The sequence below is a fragment of the Lysobacter hankyongensis genome, from assembly GCF_039543145.1.
Classification (GTDB): Bacteria; Pseudomonadota; Gammaproteobacteria; order Xanthomonadales; family Xanthomonadaceae; genus Lysobacter_I; species Lysobacter_I hankyongensis.
The window spans coordinates 383961-402196 of sequence record NZ_BAABJE010000001.1; the positions used below are offsets into that span (position 1 = coordinate 383961).

Below are 18236 nucleotides of genomic sequence, written 5' to 3' on the forward strand. Positions count from 1 at the left end.
GCAGGGCTGACGGAAGGGGGGGAACGAAAAGACCGGAAACCGGAGATCCGTGCGCGAGCGTCTCGCGACTAATTCACGGCGCTACCCTCTTCCAATGCGCGGATGCGCGCTTCCATGCGCATCAACATCGCGTGCATGGCGTCTCCGGAGGAATGGGCGGGCGCGGGGACCGCCGATTCGGGCGCCGCAGACACGACCTGGGCGACCGCGACGTGGGTCGACGACGCGCACTGCGTCGGGAAGGCCTCCAGCAGGAACGTCGTTGCCCGATGGATCGACGAATGCTCGAACAGGAAGATCGTCGACAACTCGACCCCGAGTTTTTGCGAGACGAGCTGGGTCGTCGCGGTCAGGTCGGCGGAATCGAGCCCCGCTTCGAGCAGATTGCGATCGTGGGCCAGTCCGGCGCATTCGCGGCGGACTTCGCCGATGCAATCGCCCAGCAGCATGGCGATGCGTTCGCGCGGCGTGGCCGCGACCGCTGCGCTTTCGTGCACGACGGCCGCCGCAGATGCGGGTCGGGGCGGTTCCGGCGCCGCATTCGCCGCAGCGACCTTCGGGATCGTCTGCGTCCGAGCAGGCGCCGATATCGATTCGGCGGCCGCGCCATCGGTCCTGAACCAATGGCGTGCGCGCTGGAACGGATACGTCGGCAACCGCACGCGTCCGTGGCGTCCGCCGCGATAGACTTCGCGCCAACGCACCGCGACGCCCATCGACCACAGCGCGCCGAGCGCGCGCCGCCCCATGGCATCGTTGCCCTCTTCGATCAGAGAAAGCCCGCTGAGTGCGGTCTTCGCGGGCAACACGCCGCGTGCAGTCGCGTTCAGCATGATCGTCACGCCTTGCGCCGCGAGCCGTTCGAGCAGCGCGGCATCGCCGGCGCGCGCGCCATCGCTCCGCTCGGCGCCGGCCTCGTGCATTCCGGTCCAGTCGCGGTCGCCCAGGTGCGCGACCGCTTGACCCGTGACCGCGGACAACAGCGTGGGGCGACGTCCCTCGCCATCGCCGGAGGACGCCGGTGCCGTCGACGCTTCGCCTGGAACCTGCAGATCGATGGGCAGATCGATCGCACGGCCGCCGACGATCGCCTCGATCGCGGCGGCGACCCGATCCAGCGGCAGCCGCCCCGCGACGCAGGCGGCGCTGATCGCGCCGACGCCGCGACCGGACACGCACTCGGGCACCACGCCCAGGGCGCGCCAGAACGTCGCGCGCGCGACGTCGCGCGCGACGATCGCCAGCCGCAACGACAGCGGATCGTCCGCACCGGTTTCGAGCGCTTCCAGGCCCTGCAGTTCGCGATCCATGCCGCGCGCGGCGAGTTCGCGCTTCAATGCCGGCGTCTGTTCGCGCGCGATCTTCGCCTGCCCGGGCACATCCGCTTCGGCGATCGCGCGGTAGTGCAGCGCGAATTTCGCCTGACTGGCCGGAACCGCGCCGCTAACCGCCAGGTTCCACAGCGCTTCGCGAACCGCCTCCACCGAATCTCCGGCCGCGAACGCGCGATAGGGCAATTCGGCGCGACCGACGGCCGCGGTGAAGCACACATCGCCGAGCGATGACCGGTTCGCGGCCAGGGCTTCGCGGTAGCGCACGGCGAGCGCCGCGAGCGCCTCCGGCCCGGCCGCCGACAGCAACAGCGCATGCACGGGACTTTCGCGCGAATCGAGCATTTTCGGCGGCGGCGCTGGCGCTTCTTCGAGCACGACGGCGGCATTGACGCCATGCATGCTCATCGACATGACGCAGGCCCTCCGCGCGCATTCGCCCGCCGGCCATTCGACCGCCGCGTCGAGCAGGCGCAGCGGCGACACGCCGGGTTTCAGCGCCGAATTGGGTCTGGCGACACCGGTCGTCGGCAACAATTCGCGACGCTGCAGACTGAGCAGGGCCTTCTGCAGCGCGGCGATCCCGGAGGCGGCCTCCATGTGGCCGAGCACCGATTTCAGCGACCCGACGACGCAATAGCCCGGCGGACGGGCGGCGGATGCGAACACCCTGGACAGCGCGGCCGCCTCGACCGCATCGCCGAGTCGCGTTCCGACCGCATGCGCTTCGACATAACCGATCGAATCGGCCGGGATGCCGCTGCGTTCGAACAGATCGCCCAGCAGCGCCACTTGCGAATCGAGATTCATCGCGAACAGCCTGCTGGACTGCCCGCCGTGGTTCACGGCGGTTCCGCGAATCACCGCGATCACGTCGTCGCCATCGCGGCGCGCATCGTCGAAGCGCTTGAGGACGACCGCACCGACGCCCTCGCCCGGCACGAAACCGTTGGCGCCGGCATCGAAGGGCTTGGACTCGCCGGTCGGAGAGAGCACGCCGAGCGCGTTCATCTCGCGGTAGTAGTCCGGGCTGAGCGCGGCGCTGACGCCGCCGACCAGCGCCATGTCGCACTCGCGCGCGCGCAGGCTCGCGACCGCCTGATGCAGGGCCACCAGCGACGATGCGCACAGCGCATTGACCACCACGCTCGGCCCCCGCCAGTCGGCGAAGCCGGAGAATTTTCCAGCGAGACCGATCGAAGCCGGGAAGCCGGGAATGCGCTGCCCAGCGGAGGCCGCCAGATCGCGATAGTGATCGTGTCCGTAACCGACCCAGACGCCCGCGCGGCGCCCGACCTGCCGATCCCCCGCGTAACCCGCGATTTCGAGCGCTTCCCAGGCGACCTCGAGAAACAGGCGCACCTGCGGATCGAGCAGCGCGGCCGCTTCCCGGCTCATGCCGAAAAAGTCGGGATCGAATCCCGCGACATCGGCGAGGAACGAACCGTGACGACAGGCGTCCACCGTATCCGGTCCGAGCGCGGCCTCCACATCCCAGCGATCGCGCGGTACGCGGCCGACCCGGCTCTGGCCCGCTTTCAGCAGATCCCACAGGCCATCCGCCGTTTGTTCCGCGCCGGGATATCGCCCGGACATGGACACCACGGCCACCGTTTCGGCACGCACATCGGATGCACCACGATTGGAAAAAACGCTCATATCCCTCTGTTTCCGTAAGACCGGCCGCGCGCACGGGGCTGCGCACGGCGCGAACGAGTGGTGTGGCCGACGCGGTCAGGCGTCGGCGAACGATTCGCGAGCCTGCGTCAAGGCGACGACCGGCGCGTTCCAGCCATCGGCATCGAGCGCTGCCGCGAGCTCGGCGATGGTCGACGATCCGAGCACGGCCTCGATCGGCAGATGCCGCCCGAAGTGGCGTTCGATCTTCGCGAACAACTGCGTCGCGAGCAGGGAAGTGCCGCCGATCGCGAGAAAATCGTCGTCGACCGCGATCGGCTTCACGCCCAGCACCTCTTCCCACAGCGGGATCAGGGCCTGTTCGAGCGCATGCACGGAATTCGGCGCGCCGGAGCCGCTCGCGCCGGCATCGGGCCCGGAAGACTTCGTGGCGGCCGTCGCCGGCAAGGACACCGAACACTGCCGTCCGAGTTCGTTGCGCTTGAGTTTTCCGGTCGGTCCTTTCGGAAGCCGATCGAGGAAAAACACGACACGTGGAATCTTGAACTCGGCCAATCTGTGCGAAATGTGCACGCGGATATCCAGCGGCGAGGCGTCGGCGCCCGTGCGCAGGACGACCGCGAGCGCCGGCTCCTCGCCCAGTTGCGGATGCGGCAACGCGAACGCCGCCGCCTCGGCCACCGCCGGATGCGTCAACGCGACATCGTCGATTTCTCGCGGCGCGATCTTCTCGCCGCCGCGATTGATGATTTCCTTGAGCCTGCCGACCAGGTACAGATAGCCGTCCGCATCGAAGTACCCCAGATCGCCGGTACGGAAGAAGCCATCGCGGAAGCTGTCGGCGTTCACCTCATCGCTCGCTTCGTAGCGCGTCAGCACATTCGCGCCGCGAACGCAGACTTCGCCGACATGACCTGCGGGCAGTCGCTCGCCGCGATCGTCCATCACCGCGACTTCAGGCCCACCGGGCAGGCCGACCGAACCCGGCTTGCGTCGTGCGGGCGGGAGCGGATTGCTCGCGATCTGATCGACCTCGCTCATGCCGTACGACTCGATCACCGGCACGCCGAAGACGCTCTCCAGTTCTTCGAAGACCGCGGGCGCCAAGGGCGCCGAGGAGGAACGCACGAAGCGGAGCGATTGATTGCCGCGCGATGCGGCGAGCGCCGACCCGGAACGGTGCATCAGCACCGTCTGGTGGATGGTCGGAACCGCCGAATACCAACTGGGCCGGATCGCGTCGTACCAACGCCAGAACCGATGCGGATCGAAGGCCGGGAGACAGCAGATCGCCGCGCCCGACAACAACGACGACCAGAGCACGTTGAGAATGCCGTGCACATGGAAAAGCGGCATTACGTTGAGGCAACGATCGCCGGGGGCCAGATGCAGCGTCCGCGCGATGTTCGCGCTGGTGATGCAGATCGCGGCATGCGTCAGGGGCACGATCTTCGGTTTCGCGGTCGTGCCGGAGGTATGCAGGACGAGCGCGATGTCTTCCGGTCGCGCACGCTCGGGAACGGGAACGCGTCTGGCGCCGGAATCGAGCGCGGGGGTCGACGCGCGAAGACTGAATCCCCCGATCGCGCCGCGCGGATCGCGCACGAGATCGATCACCTCGACCCCCAGCGCGGCCGCGGCGATGCGCGCCTCATCGCCCTCGCCTTCCGGCAGAACGATCGCCGCGACGTCGAGATCGGACAGATAGAATTCGAATTCCGCGCTGCGATACAGCGGATTCAGGGGTGCGGCGGTCGCATGGGCGGCGATGCCGAGCAGAACGATCGCGGTATCCGCGGAGGAATCGAGCGCGAATGCGATCCGATCGCCACGGCCGTATCCGAGGTCGGCGAGCACCGCGCCGACGCGATCGACTGCGCGAACCAGGGATGCGTATGAGCAGGGTGCCGTATCGGGCGCGAGGAGCGCCGGGGATTCGTCGAAGCCATGGGCGTCAAGAAAATCGGATACGGAGCTGATTACGCCCATGGATCGTCCTTGAACAATTTCGTTGCTCACCAGAAACGCCATCCTTCGGCGCGGAAACGGCTCACGGACCCTTTCAGCATCAACGGTCGGCGATGACTCCGAGGCATTGTGACCCGTCGCGTTTTATAAATCAAACTCGCTCAGGATCGACGAAGATGTCGGCGAGCATCATTGTTTCGTCATGATGACAACGCGCACGAATCAGCCGCGAATGTACATGCAATATCGCACCGCGACTCCTCGATGCAGCGCCTTGACTTTCGACCCAAAGGACGGATAATCGCCCACCTGCCGAGGCGCCGCCAAGGCCGACTGCAATGACGCAAACCGAACCCGCGCTGCGATTTCGCGATGGATCGGAACCAAAATTCAAATGAGATTCTTTGAATGAATGACAAGGACACGTCTACGTTGGACGTATTTGGCGTCGGCATCGGCCCCTTCAACCTCAGCGTCGCCGCACTGCTGCATCCTCTGCAGGAACTCCGTCAGGTCTTCGCCGATTCGAAACCGGACTTCCGCTGGCACGATGGCCTGCTGTTCGACGATTCGACGCTGCAAGTGTCTCACATGAAGGATCTGGTCACCTTGGCCGATCCGACCAGCCCGTTCTCCTTCATCGCCTTCCTGGCGAAGACCAAGCGCCTGTATCGATTCATCTACGCGGACTTCCCGCGCGCGTCCAGGCGCGAATTCAACCAGTACTTCCGCTGGGTGAGCGAATCCCTGCCCAGCATCCGCTTCGACACCAAGGTCGAAGCGATTTCGCTCGACGGCGAGACGCTGAAGATCGAAACCAGCCGCGGCGAATATCGGACGCGCAGAGTCGTGCTCGGCACCGGCCTGACCCCGTTCATTCCGGCCTGTGCGGAAGTGTTCCTCGGCCCGAACGTGTTCCATGCCTCGAATTACCTGCACATGCGATTCGATCCGCGCGGCAAGCGCATCGCGGTGATCGGCGGGGGACAGACCAGCGCCGAAATCATCAGCCAGCTGATGCTCGATGCCGACGCCATGCCGCACGAGCTGCATTGGATCTCGCGCCGTTCTAACTACCTCCCGCTCGACGAATCGGCGTTCACCAACGAATTCTTCACGCCGGCGTACTGCGAGCACTTCTACACGCTGCCGGCGCAGGAACGTTCGCGCCTGCTGGAGGAACAGTATCTCGCGGGCAACGGCATTTCACCCGCGCTGCTGCTTTCGCTTTATCGCAGGATGTACGAACTTGAATTCCTGCACGGCCGCAAGCGCCCGTGCAACCTTCTGCCGGGCACGACCCTGACCGGGATGGAGCGAGGCGCGGATCGCGAATCCTACGTGCTTACGACGCAGACCATGTCCAACCTGCACGGCCAGGGCCTGCAGAAGCTGGAAGTCGATGCGGTGATACTGTGCACCGGCTGGGAATATTCGCTGCCCGCCTGTCTCTCGCCGCTCGCGTCGCGCATCGATCGCGGCGCCGGCATGTTCGCCGTGCGCCCGGACTTTTCGCTGGAATGGGACGGTCCGGATCATCTGCAGTTCTACGTCCAGAACGCCGCGCGTCATACCCACGGCATCGCCGAGCCCAACCTCAGCGTGATGGCCTGGCGCGGCGGCAAGATCGCCAACAGCATCGCCGGCAGGACCGTCTACGATATCGATCACATGAGCAGCGTGTTCGATTGGCATGCGCATACCGCGGCAAGGATCGCCGAGATCGAACACGCATGAGTTCGCACACCGATGGCGTCCCGCAGGACCCGCCCTACCTGCGATTCCATCCCGCCGAAGCCATGGGCCACGGCAGCGTCGTCAACGAATTCATGCTCGCGGCATTGGCCGAGCGCCCCGGCTTTTCCGGATCGCGCTTCAGCGTCGAACCCGGCGCGCGCACGCCGGTCGACCGACATGCGGTCGCCGAGATCTGGATGGTCGCCGAAGGCGCGGGCGAACTGGATTACGACGGGCGTGTGGTCGCGCTCGCGGCCGGACAGGTCGTGCATTTCGCCCCCTTCGAGTCGCATTCCCTGCACAACACGGGCGCGACGCCGATGATGGTCTTCTCGATCTGGTGGCAGCCTTGAACCAGGCGTTCGACATCGCGATCGTCGGCGCCGGCATCGTCGGCGCGCAGGTCGCGTATCAGGCGCATCAACGCCACCCCGACTGGCGGGTGCTGCTCATCGATCGATCGCTCGTCGGCGGCGGCGTCAGCCATTATTCCGGCGGCCTCGATCATCCCTTCGGCTGGTCGCCGGAACAGAAGATCCTCGCCAGCGAAAGCCTGGAGCTGTATACCCGGCTGAAGCGCGACATTCCCGAGGCGCCTTTCTTCGATCTGCCGCTGTACGGCATCACCCGCGCAGAGAACAGCGCGTTGATGCTGTCCCGGTTCACCAAACCCGGCGCGCACCGCGCGGACGCGGACGAACTGCGCCGGCTCACCGATACCTACACCGACCTGGAGATCGGGGACGATCGCATCGCGATCACCGGCTGTCGTGGCGGATACGGCGATCCCGGCGGCGTGTGCAACGCCATCGTTCGCCGCCTGCGCCAGAACGAGCGGATTCGCGTCGTCGAAGGCACGAAGGTCGAGTCGATCCGTTCCGAAGACGAGGATCATCTGCTTTCGGCCGCGGACGGGCGCGAGTTCCGCAGCCGTCGACTGGTGATCGCCACCGGCCCCTGGATGCTTGATGGGCCGGGAATGGAAGCGATGCGCGCGCACGATGTCCGGATCAAGAAGATCGTGGCGATGCATATCGAGATGACGCCGACCCTCGAGTCGCCGATCCTGTTCTTTCTCGACGACGATTCCTATCTTTTGCCGGTCGTGCATCGCGGGCACTGGATCTTCAGCTTCCCGTCCACGCACTGGGACTGCATCCCGACGATCGACGCGCTGACGATCGCGCCCGACGACCGCGAACGCGCGCGCGGCATCCTTGCGAAGTACTCCAGCAAGCTGGTCGACATGTGCACCAACGGACGCGTGTTCTGCGACGCGTACACCCAGAGCCGGCTGCCGGTGATCGCGCCATTGCCCGGAATGCAGCGCGCCAGCGTCGCCGGCGCCTGCTCGGGCTTCGGTTTCCGCCTCGCTCCGGCCATCGCGCGACGCGCGCTGGATCTGGCCTGCGCCGCGGACGCCTGAAGCACCCGGGCGTCCATATCCCTCTTCCCCATCCGCGAACAGGCTCCCTCATGCTTCTGCAGCGTTTCGATGCCGAACGTCTCGTACCGTCCAACGGCGCATCGAGTCAGATCGTCTTTCCCGGCGAGGCCTCCCCCGGTCGGGACGTGCACATGGCCTGGGGCCTGATCGCACCCGGCGAGACCAGCCATCGCCATCGTCACGACGACCACGAACTGTTCGTCGTCGTCTCGGGCGAAGGCCGAATCGTCGTCGATGGCGTCACACATGCACTGCGCGCCGATGACAGCGTGCATGTGCCGCCGCTGCGTGGCCACCACATCGTCAACACCTCGGCCACCGAGATGCTGCGCGTCCTGAAGTTCTGGTGGAGCGAAGCCGCGACCGATGTCGCGATGACGGCCGGAACGTCGGAGACCGACGCCGGCGACACCGCGTCCACTCGCGGCTACGTGCTGGTCACCGCAACGCCGCCGACGCCCAACGGCGATCTGCACGTCGGACATCTCTCCGGCCCCTATCTCGCCGCGGACATCCACACGCGTTATCTGCGCCTGCGCGGCGTCGAGACCCACTATCTGACCGGCATCGACGACAACCAGAGCTATGTCGCGCTGAAGGCGGAACGGATCGGCTCGACCTCGGTCGAGACCGCCGACCGGTTCGGTCGCGCGATGGCCGCGACCTGGGAGGCCGCGGGAATCCATCCCGATCACATCGGACAGCCCCGCCAGTCCAAACACCACGACGCGCTGGTGCAGGACATGTTCGAGCGTCTGTTCGAACAGGGCCACATCGTGGTCCGCGATACCCCGGCGCCCTTCTGCACCTGCTGCGACACCTTCGTGTTCGAGGCCTACGTCTCCGGCGGATGTCCGCACTGCGACGCAGGATCGGGCGGCAACGCCTGCGAAGTCTGCGGTCGCCCCAACGATTGCGCCGACCTGCGCGATGTCCGCTGCAATCGATGCGGAAACGCCGCCGAAATCCGCCGCTACCCGCGCCTGTACTTTCCCTTGGCGCCGCACGCGGATTTCCTCAAGCGCTATTGGTCGAACGTCGACATGGGCCCGCATCTGACCAGCCTCTGCGAAAAGATGCTCGCCGACGGTCTGCCGGAAATCGCGATCAGCCACCGCTCCGACTGGGGCGTGCCGGTGCCGGTCCCCGGATACGAGGATCACCGCATCTACGTGTGGTTCGAAATGGCTGGCGGTTATCTCGCCGCCACCCAGGAACTGATGCAGAACCACGGCAGGGACTGGGCGTCCGTCTGGAAGAACCCGGACGTGTCGATCGTCCAGTTCTTCGGCTTCGACAACGGCTATTTCCACGCGGTGCTGTTCCCGGCGCTGTTCCACGCCTACGACGCCGGGATCCTGCCTCCACGCACCTTCGTCACCAACGAGTTCTACCGCCTCGATGGACTGAAATTCTCCACCAGCCGCAATCACGCCATCTGGGGCCAGGAACTGCTTGCCAGCGTGCCGCGCGATGTCGCCAGGTTCTATCTGGCTTACAGCGGCCCGGAATGCAGTCAGACCAATTTCACCTACGCCGAGCTGGTCGCGTTCGTACGCGCCGAACTGCAAGGCCATTGGCACTCGTGGCTGCAGCGCGTGGCCGAAGCGGTTGCCCGCGATCACGCGGGACGCGCGCCGAAGCCGGGCCTGTGGAACGTCCGTCAGGTCGAACTGCAGGCGAGACTCGGACGCCTCGCCAATGAAGTCGCCGTGGCCTACGAAGCGCCGACCTTCTCGCCTCGCGCGGTCACCCGCGCGTTGTGCGAACTGGTCCGGATCGCGAGTCAGGCCCTGGACGCCGATGCGCACTGGCACGGTCTGCCGCAACGCGAGGCCGATCTTCGCACCGGCATCGTGCTGCAGCTGACCGCCGCGAAGGCGCTCGCCGTGCTCGTCGCACCGATCATGCCCGACTTTGCCGAAGCGCTGCTCGCGGACCTCGGCTGCGCCGACATCCTGCAGCAGCAGGCCTGGCGCGACGCCACGACCCTCTTCCCCGAAGGTCGCGCGATCGGCGATCTGGGACGCGAGCGTTTCGCCGCGATTCCGGACGCGCTGCCTCCGCGCGCGGCCTGAGATCGCATCGCACACGCGAGAACCGGAATCGAGCCCGCATGTCTCCGCATCCGCCGACCAATCCGACGGCCAGTTACTGGCAAGCGCTCGCCACGGGCGAACGACAGCCGCTGCACTGTCTCGACGCGTCCGTGGATGCGGATGTCGCGATCGTCGGCGGCGGTTTGACCGGGCTGCTCACGGCGTATCGGCTCAGCCGCCTGCCCTCGCCGCCTCGCGTGGTGGTGCTCGAAGCCGACGGTCCCATCGGCGCTGGCGCATCGGCGAGAAGCGCGGGCATGCTGCTGCCGAGGCCGCATCATGCGCTCGTCCCGCGTTTCGGCGAGGCCAGAGTGCGCGCCAGTTACGAGCATGCGCGCAGGGCCCGCGACGAAATCGCCGCGATCGCCGCGGATGCGGGCATCGACTGCGAACTGCGCGACACCAGTTTCCTTTCCGTGGCGATCGCCCCCGCGCATCTTGATCGCCTTCGCGAGATCGAACGCGCCTACGGTCATTACGGCATGCGCTGCGAATTGCACGATCGCGACGCCATCCGCGCGATCGTGGCCGGCCGCGACTTCATCGGCGGACTGGAACAACATGGCGTCGCGACCATGAATCCCGCGCGGCTGGTCGAAGGCCTCAAGCGCGCGCTGGTTGATGCGGGTGTCGCGGTCCACGAAAACACCCGGGTGCTGTCGATCGAAGAAAGCGGTGGCCGTATCCGCGCGCGCGCGCCACAAGGCGAAATCGTCGCGCGTTGGCTGGTGCTGGCGACCAATGCATTCGCCGGTGCGCCCGAGTACACGATCGATGGCGTACCCGGACCCGGACTGCCGCAGCCGCTGGTGCAGAAATCCTTCGCGATGGTGACGGCCCCGATCCCCGATGCGGTGTTCGATTCGATCGGTTGGCGTGGACATCAGTGCGTGTCCGACATGCGCAACATCGGCATCTACGCGCGCCGCGTGCACGACCGGCTGTTCGTGGGTGGACGCATGCGTTTCGCGCAGGGCCTGGCCGCGTCCGCGGATCTCGATGCGGCGCTGCATCGCATTCGCGCCGACCTCGCGCATTCCTTCCCGGAACTGGCGGCGTTCGCGACCGACCACGCCTGGTTCGGTCCGATCGCGCTGACGCCGGACGATATTCCGGTCATCGGCCGATTGGGATCCGACCGCAGAATCGTTTACGCCCACGGATATTCCGGGCTCGGACTGGCGCTTTCCACGCTGTGCAGCCGGATCGTCGCCGACACCGTCAACGACGATGCGCGGCGATGGGAAGATCTGGTCTACGTCCGCGCAGGCGAATCGCCCGAATGGGAATCCCGGACCCTGCGCGCGATCAGACAGCGTTGGCGCTATGCGCGCAACGCGAAGAAGGATCGGATCGAATTGGCGACGACCGCCCCCGCTTGATCGAAGTCCGCACGGACACGATCTGCACGTCGCGCGCCTTCCGCCTGTCCGCACTTCACGACGCGGCGCGCGGTAACAACGCACCGTTCCCGGGTCATGTCCCACTGGCCCTTGTTTCGAGATTTCGTTCAGCGCCCTTCGGCGCTCGCATCGACCCTGCGAATGGAGCCTCGGCACGGCCAAGGCACGGGAGTCGTCGCGCGACGATCAGCTCGCCGTTTCCGCGACCGGCGCATCGACTTGTGCGGTGCGCTGTTCGGGAAGATCGACGAGTTCGCGCACGCGCCTGGACATCAACCCTCGAATCGCGAGCACGAGTCCTATCGACAGGATGATCCAGATGGCGTTGCGCAGGCCGAGATAGGCACCGAGGTAGCCGCCGATGATCGCGCTGACCGGACGGATGCCGAGACTGGCGAACCGAGTCGCCGCATTGATCCGGGCGAGCATGCCTTCCGGCGCCAACGCCTGTCGCAGCGACACGTTGGTGATCTGGTACGTCACCGCGCAGAAGCCCCAGGTGAACATCGCAAAGCCGACCATCGCGAGCTGGACCCATTTCGGCCCTTGCGCGAGCGGAATCAGCAGCGCGACGAGCGCCAGCACCAGATGGGACAGGCTGACGGTATTGCCGGTTCCGACCCGCTGCGGAATGCGTTCGCCAAGTGCGGCTCCGATCAGCACGCCGATACCGGCGACCGAGAACAGGATGCCGATCACGCTCGGCGTGATCTCCAGCGTCCTGGTGAGATAGATGATCAGCAGGGCTTCCATCGCGGCGACGACGAAATGCCAACCGGCGAGTCGCGCGGTGAGCGCGCGCATCAGCAGATCGTTCCAGATGAAGCGAAGGCCCTGGCCGATGGTCTTGCGCAGGCTTTCGCCGGGTTCTGGCGGCGGCGGCGCATCTTCCTTGCGCTTGATGCCGCCCAGCAGCAGCCCGGAAAACACGAACGTCAGCGCATTGAACAGGATCGCCGCAGGCGCGCCGAACAGCTGGATCAATCCGCCTCCCACCGCGGGACCGCAAGTCTCTGCGGCCGACAGGCTGATCGAAAGCTTGCTGTTCGCTTCGATCAGGCGGTCGCGCGGCACCAACGCCGGCACGTACGATCCGTAGGCCAGATCGAACCATACGTTCATGAAGCCGACGCCGAAAGCCACCGCGAACAGCACGGGCAGCGACAGCACTTCGAAATACGCGCAGATCGGAATCGCGATCAGGCACACGGCGCGCACCGCATCGGCGGAGACCATGATCGGCCGCTTGCGCATGCGATCGACCCACACGCCCGCCGGCAAGCCGATCAGCAGGAACGGCAGGTTTTCGGCCGCCAGCAGCAAGCCCATCTGCACCGGCGTGGCATCGAGCATCGTGACCGCGATCAAGGGGATCGCCAGTTCCGAAAGCTTCGAACCGAGGACAGACAGTCCCTGCGCCGTCCATAGCCGGAGAAAATCGAAATTCCGGAACAAACCACCAAACAAGCTCGCCATCGCGATCGCCGCCCGAATCGAATGAAGATCCACCGAGAACAGTCGATCGGGAACGATCAACCGGGAACAGAAAAACATCGCGACCGCATCGTGGCCGCGAGATCAAGATGATAACGCATCGCGGCCGTCGCCGACCGCATCACTTCGTCAATCGCTCCACGTAAGCATCGAGCCAGGCCTCCATCCAGGCACTGTCGAGGATCCTGCCTTCGTACTCGACATGGAGCGTGCCTCCCTGCTCGTCCGCTCCGGCCGAAACGAACAGATTCATCGGGTAGTGGAAACGATCGAGGCTCGTTTCCCGCAGCAGCGAAAGGCGTCCATCCTCGTCGAATCGCACGAGGTTGTGGAAGTTGACGAAATTGAACGTCGCGTCGAACAGCGACGCCGTCCGGTGCGAGCTTTCGATCTCGCCGAGCGGATGATTCGCATGCGGCTCGATCTCGATGAGGCGACGCTGCACGGCACGCAGGTCTTCGTCGTCGCTCCCGGCCGTTGCCGGCGTCGCGAACGGAACGAGGTTCCAGAACAGTCCGAGCGAATTGAGCGGATCCGACAATCGATCGGTGCGGCCGTTGGCGACGACGCCGATCGTCGGCGCGTCGAGCGAGAGGACCGTTCCGATCGCCCTCGCGTAATGGCGCAGGAACAGCGCCTTGAGCGAGACGCCGGCATTGCGGGCGCGTACGCGGAGCGCGTGCATGCGCTCCGCGGAAAGCCGACGCGAAGCGCAGCGCGGCTGTGGCGCAGGGCATGCGCCCGGATCGCGCGGCCAACGCGAGACCGGCAGGTCAAGGGTGCTCCAGAATCGTCCGTCGCGCTCCGAGCGGGAGGCGTCGTGCAGAATCGCGACATGCTCCTTGAACACGTTCGCGGCGGGCACGATCCGCACCACCTCGCCCGTCTTGATCCGGCGGTAAAGATCGAAGAGGGATTGCAGAAAATATCCGTTGCCCCAGCCGTCGTCGATCGCGTGGTGGATCGACATCAGCAGTTCGAAACGATCCGCGGCCAACCGAATCCAGTGGAAACGCAGCAGCTCCGCGCGCGCGCCGAACGCATCGAAGGATGACGCACGATCGGCGAGGATCAATCCTCGCACCGCCTCTTCGCGTCCGGCATCGTCCAGCGGGGACAGATCGTGGACGAAGAACGGAACCGCGGCGTCGGAGCGGATCGCCTGGAACAATCGGCCTTCGGCGTCGCGAACGAACATCGTTCGCAGGACCGGCTGTGCCGCGACCATCGCCGCGACCGCGCAACGCATCGCTTCGGGAGACGGTTGGTCGTCGACGAAGCGGAACGATTGCTGCACATGGTAATAGGCGAGGCCCGCCGCGGCGCCGGCCGTGTTCGCCTCGATCATGATCCTCTGCATGTCGGTCGCCGGATAGACATCGACGATGCCCGCACGCAGATCCTGCGCCGCGAGCGTCGTGCCCGGCAGCGATTCCACGGGCGGCGCGCGCAACGCCGGTGCGGCGTCGAGCATCGCCTTGGCCATGTCTTCGACGGTCTGCGCCTGGAACAGGAGTTCGACGGAGCAGTCCAGGTTCTGCGCCCGCGCGGCCCGCACCACTTGAACCGCGCGGATGGAATCGCCGCCGATGGCGAAGAAGTTGTCGCGCACGCTCACCGGAACGTCCAGCACTTCGCTCCAGATCGCGGCCAGCGCCCGTTCGGTCGCGGTACGCGGGGCGACGGCTTCGACCGTCCCCGCCGGCTCCTGATGCCTGGGCAACGGCAGCGCGCGCAGATCGATCTTCCCGTTGACCGTCAGCGGCATGCGCTCGAGCGTCACGATCGCGGACGGCACCATGTACGCCGGCAGCAGCTCGCGCAACTGCGCGGCGACGGCGCGGCCATCGAGATCGAACCCTGCCTTGCCGACGACCCAGGCGACGAGTCGCTGGTCGTCCGCGTCCAGCGTCACCACGCGGGTCACCGCTTCGCTCACACCCGGCACTTTGAGCAAACTCGCGTCGATCTCGCCCAATTCGATGCGGAAACCGCGCAGTTTGACCTGCGAATCATTGCGTCCGAGATATTCGATCTCATCCGGCGCGACCCAGCGGCCGACATCGCCGGTCTTGTACATCCGCTCGTTGCCGTCGGCGGCGAACGGATTGCGCACGAAGCGTTCCGCGGTCAATTCCGGGCGATTGAGATAACCGCGCGCGAGTCCGGGGCCGGCGACATACAGTTCTCCGTACACGCCCATGGGGCATGGCCTGCGATATTCGTCGAGCACATAGATGCGCAGATCGTCCATCGGCAGGCCGATGCAGCTGCCCGCACGCAGGGTGTCTTCGCGCGTCAACGCGCGGAAGGTCACGTGCACGGTGGTCTCGGTGATGCCGTACATGTTGACCAGGCGCGGTGCATCGTCCGGGTACATCGCGTACCAGGCCGCGATGCTCCGCGGGTCGAGCGCCTCGCCGCCGAAAATCACGTGCTTGAGTCGATGCAGACGCGAAGACGCTGGTTTCTGTTCCGCCGCGCGCATGAGCATGCGGAACGCCGATGGCGTCTGGTTGAGCACGGTCACGCCCTGTTCTTCGAGCAGATCGTGGAACCGCTCGGGCGAACGGGTGACCAGATAGGGAACGACGACGATCCGGCCGCCGTAGACCAGCGGCCCGAAGATTTCCCACACCGAGAAATCGAACGCGTGGGAATGGAACAGCGTCCAGACATCGTGTTCGTCGAAACGGAAGCAGGATTCGGTCGCGGTGAAGAGGCGCACCAGATTGCGGTGGGTGATCAGCGTGCCTTTCGGGCGCCCGGTCGATCCGGAGGTGTAGATGACGTACGCCAGCTGGTCGATCGAGAACGGAACGATCGGTGCAGTATCCGGTCGATCCGCGAGGCGCTGCACCACATCATCGATCGTCAGGATCGGGCACGCCACCGGCGGCAACGCTCCGATCAGCGACGTCTGGGTGATCAACACCTGCGCCTTGGCATCGCCCAGGATGTATTCGAGCCGCTCGGCCGGATACATCGGATCGAGCGGCAGATACGCGGCGCCGGCCTTGAGAACGGCGAGCGTGGCGATCACGACGCTGGTCGAACGCTCCAGGAAAATGCCGACGATCGATTCGGGCCCGACGCCGAATTCCCGCAGGTGGTGGGCAAGGCGATTGGCGCGCTGGTCCAGTTCGCGGTAGGTCAACGTTTCCGACTCGCACACCACCGCGACCGCATCCGGCCGCACGCGCACCTGCGCGTCGAACATCGACAGCACGTTGCAGGCGGGGGCCGGTGCGACGACCGGCAGCGGTCTTCCGAGCAGCGCCTCGCCCTCCCCTTCGGCCAGGATCGGCAGGGCCGCGATCGGCGCCTCCGGCGTCGCGATGGCCTCGGCGACGAATGTCCGCAGATGCCCGGCGAAACGGCCGATGTCGGCGTCATCGAACAATGCGGTGGCGTACTCGATCACGCCCTCTAGGCCGGACTCGAGCTGCCTGATGGCCAGACTCAGATCGAACGCGGCGGTGCCGGTTTCCACCGACACGCTGGTCGCATGCAGCCCCGGCATTTCCGGCGAGGCATCCGCGCCGATCTCCATCGTGAACATCGTCTGGAAATACGGGGTTTTGTACAGATCGCGCCCCGGCTGCAGGGTCTTCACGATCAGATCGAAAGGCACGTCCTGATTGCGGAAGGCCTCGATCGAATTGCTTTTCACGCTGCGCAGCGCAGCGCGGAAGGAATCGCAGGCCGACAGATCGGTGCGCAGGGCGACCGTACTCACGAAGAATCCGACGACCGATTCCAGCGCCGGATCGGTGCGGCTGGCGATCGGCGTGCCGACGCAGAGATCCGTTTGCCCGCTCCAGCGCGACAGGACGCATTTGAACGCCGTGAGCATGAACATGAACAGCGTGACTTTCTCGCGCCGGCAGAACTCCCTGATCGCATCGGCCATCGGCCGATCGAAGGAGAACCTGTGCACGGCGCCGACGAAATCCGGAGTCGCCGGCCGCTGACGCAAGGTCGGCAATTCGAGCGGTTCGGGTGGATTCGCCAGATGGGTTTTCCAGTAGCTGAGCTGCTTTTCGAGCGTTTCGCCCTGCAGCCGCTCGCGCTGCTGCAGCGTGTGATCGGCGTACTGCAATACAGGCGGTGCCGGCGGCGGCACCGCGGGGTCGAGCGCACAGGCATAGAGCGCCCCGAGTTCGCCGGCGAGGATGCCCAGGGACCACCCATCGCCGATGATGTGGTGCAGGGTCAGCAGCAGGACGTGGGACTGCGCATGCTCCACGAACAAGGTCGCACGGAACAGCAGATCGGACTCGATGTCGAACGGCTCGGCGATCGCGTCCGCGAACCCGCGCCGAAGCCGCAATTCCGGATCCGCGCCGCCGAACGCGCCGGACGTCGTAGCGCCGATGTCGCGCACGCGCAGCGCGAAATCCGGCGCGTCATCGATGCATTGACAAGGCTGACCATCGATCGTCGCGAACCGGGTCCGCAGGCTCTCGTGACGCTGGACAAGGCGCTGCAGCGCGAGTTCGAGCGCGGACCGGTCGAGCGCGCCTTGCAGCCGCCAGGCCACGGCCATCGTGTAGGCGGATTTGAATCCCTGCAGCTGCGACAGGAACCACATGCGCTCTTGCGCGAACGACAAGGGCAGCGTTGCGGGTCGCGGGATCGAGGCCAAGGGCGGCGGCGTTTCGGGGGCGCCGAGTGCGGACAGGAAGGCCACGACCTCGTTCTTCCGGCTTCGTATGGCATCGAGTTCTGCCGGCACGCGGCCGTCCGCAGGCGACTTGTAATAAAGAACGCCTTCACTCAACCAGAACCGGGCGCCCTGCTTTTCTGCGGAAGACAACAGCTCACGAATTGACACCATACGAACATCGCTCCATCGATCTTGACTACACCATAGTCGCCATCCGGAAACCATGCCGTGTTTACTGGAATCAAGCGCCAGAGTGGCCCGATACCGAAAATCGGCCGCACCCTGGATTCATGACGACACAGGACCAACCCCTCATGGGCGTGTCCGGTGATGACGAGTTCGGACCGAAGCCGAACCCGCTTTCGACGCATGGATCGCTTCCGCGATCGATGCGCGAACAGCGCCCCCGATGCCGCGGCATGTCGATCATCGTCAGCCCTGCATGGCGAC

9 protein-coding genes are annotated in these 18236 nt (G+C 65.8%); 5 read left to right on the forward strand and 4 right to left on the reverse strand.

Annotated elements, in window-relative coordinates; all coding sequences use genetic code 11:
• Window positions 1-68: 68 nt before the first annotated feature.
• On the reverse strand, window positions 69-2990 hold the full coding sequence (locus ABD974_RS01730) for a beta-ketoacyl synthase N-terminal-like domain-containing protein (RefSeq protein WP_345301538.1): 2922 nt from the start codon (window positions 2988-2990) through the stop codon (window positions 69-71).
• Between the two features lie 75 nt (window positions 2991-3065).
• A complete protein-coding gene (locus ABD974_RS01735; RefSeq protein ID WP_345301539.1) occupies window positions 3066-4958 on the reverse strand; it encodes a non-ribosomal peptide synthetase in 1893 nt (630 codons plus the stop codon).
• 411 nt (window positions 4959-5369) lie between these two features.
• Here ABD974_RS01735 and ABD974_RS01740 point away from each other — a divergent pair, with 411 nt between their 5' ends.
• From ABD974_RS01740 to ABD974_RS01760, 5 genes are read left to right on the forward strand one after another with little or no spacing between them, the layout of a single operon-like run.
• A complete protein-coding gene (locus ABD974_RS01740) occupies window positions 5370-6674 on the forward strand; it encodes a lysine N(6)-hydroxylase/L-ornithine N(5)-oxygenase family protein (RefSeq protein ID WP_345301540.1) in 1305 nt (434 codons plus the stop codon).
• Window positions 6671-7027, forward strand: coding sequence for a cupin domain-containing protein (locus ABD974_RS01745; protein ID WP_345301541.1), 357 nt, complete (start codon window positions 6671-6673; stop codon window positions 7025-7027). Before ABD974_RS01740 ends, ABD974_RS01745 begins: the two co-directional genes overlap by 4 nt.
• Window positions 7024-8100, forward strand: a complete 1077-nt coding sequence (locus ABD974_RS01750) for an NAD(P)/FAD-dependent oxidoreductase (RefSeq protein WP_345301542.1) — start codon at window positions 7024-7026, stop codon at window positions 8098-8100. Before ABD974_RS01745 ends, ABD974_RS01750 begins: the two co-directional genes overlap by 4 nt.
• Window positions 8101-8150: 50 nt before the next feature.
• Window positions 8151-10199: a class I tRNA ligase family protein gene (locus tag ABD974_RS01755; protein ID WP_345301543.1), complete on the forward strand. Its 2049-nt coding sequence runs from the start codon at window positions 8151-8153 to the stop codon at window positions 10197-10199.
• Window positions 10200-10237: 38 nt separating this feature from the next.
• The gene (locus ABD974_RS01760; protein ID WP_345301544.1) at window positions 10238-11602 is read left to right on the forward strand and encodes an NAD(P)/FAD-dependent oxidoreductase; all 1365 of its coding nucleotides are present in this window, start codon (window positions 10238-10240) and stop codon (window positions 11600-11602) included.
• A 207-nt stretch (window positions 11603-11809) separates the two neighbouring features.
• Here the strand turns inward: ABD974_RS01760 and ABD974_RS01765 are convergent, their stop codons facing one another.
• The gene (locus ABD974_RS01765; RefSeq protein WP_345301545.1) at window positions 11810-13177 is read right to left on the reverse strand and encodes an MFS transporter; all 1368 of its coding nucleotides are present in this window, start codon (window positions 13175-13177) and stop codon (window positions 11810-11812) included.
• Window positions 13178-13238: 61 nt separating this feature from the next.
• Window positions 13239-18011 (reverse strand): non-ribosomal peptide synthetase, encoded by a 4773-nt coding sequence (locus tag ABD974_RS01770; RefSeq protein ID WP_345301546.1) that lies wholly within the window; start codon window positions 18009-18011, stop codon window positions 13239-13241.
• Between the last annotated feature and the right edge of the window lie 225 nt (window positions 18012-18236).

What these genes read in the sequence shown, in the direction of transcription:
- ABD974_RS01730 (WP_345301538.1), bottom strand. Translation starts at nt 2,990, where the DNA reads ATGAGCGTTTTTTCCAATCGTGGTGCATCCGATGTGCGTGCCGAAACG.
- ABD974_RS01735 (WP_345301539.1), bottom strand. Translation starts at nt 4,958, where the DNA reads ATGGGCGTAATCAGCTCCGTATCCGATTTTCTTGACGCCCATGGCTTC.
- ABD974_RS01745 (WP_345301541.1), top strand. Translation starts at nt 6,671, where the DNA reads ATGAGTTCGCACACCGATGGCGTCCCGCAGGACCCGCCCTACCTGCGA.
- ABD974_RS01755 (WP_345301543.1), top strand. Translation starts at nt 8,151, where the DNA reads ATGCTTCTGCAGCGTTTCGATGCCGAACGTCTCGTACCGTCCAACGGC.
- ABD974_RS01760 (WP_345301544.1), top strand. Translation starts at nt 10,238, where the DNA reads ATGTCTCCGCATCCGCCGACCAATCCGACGGCCAGTTACTGGCAAGCG.
- ABD974_RS01765 (WP_345301545.1), bottom strand. Translation starts at nt 13,177, where the DNA reads ATGTTTTTCTGTTCCCGGTTGATCGTTCCCGATCGACTGTTCTCGGTG.
- ABD974_RS01770 (WP_345301546.1), bottom strand. Translation starts at nt 18,011, where the DNA reads ATGGTTTCCGGATGGCGACTATGGTGTAGTCAAGATCGATGGAGCGAT.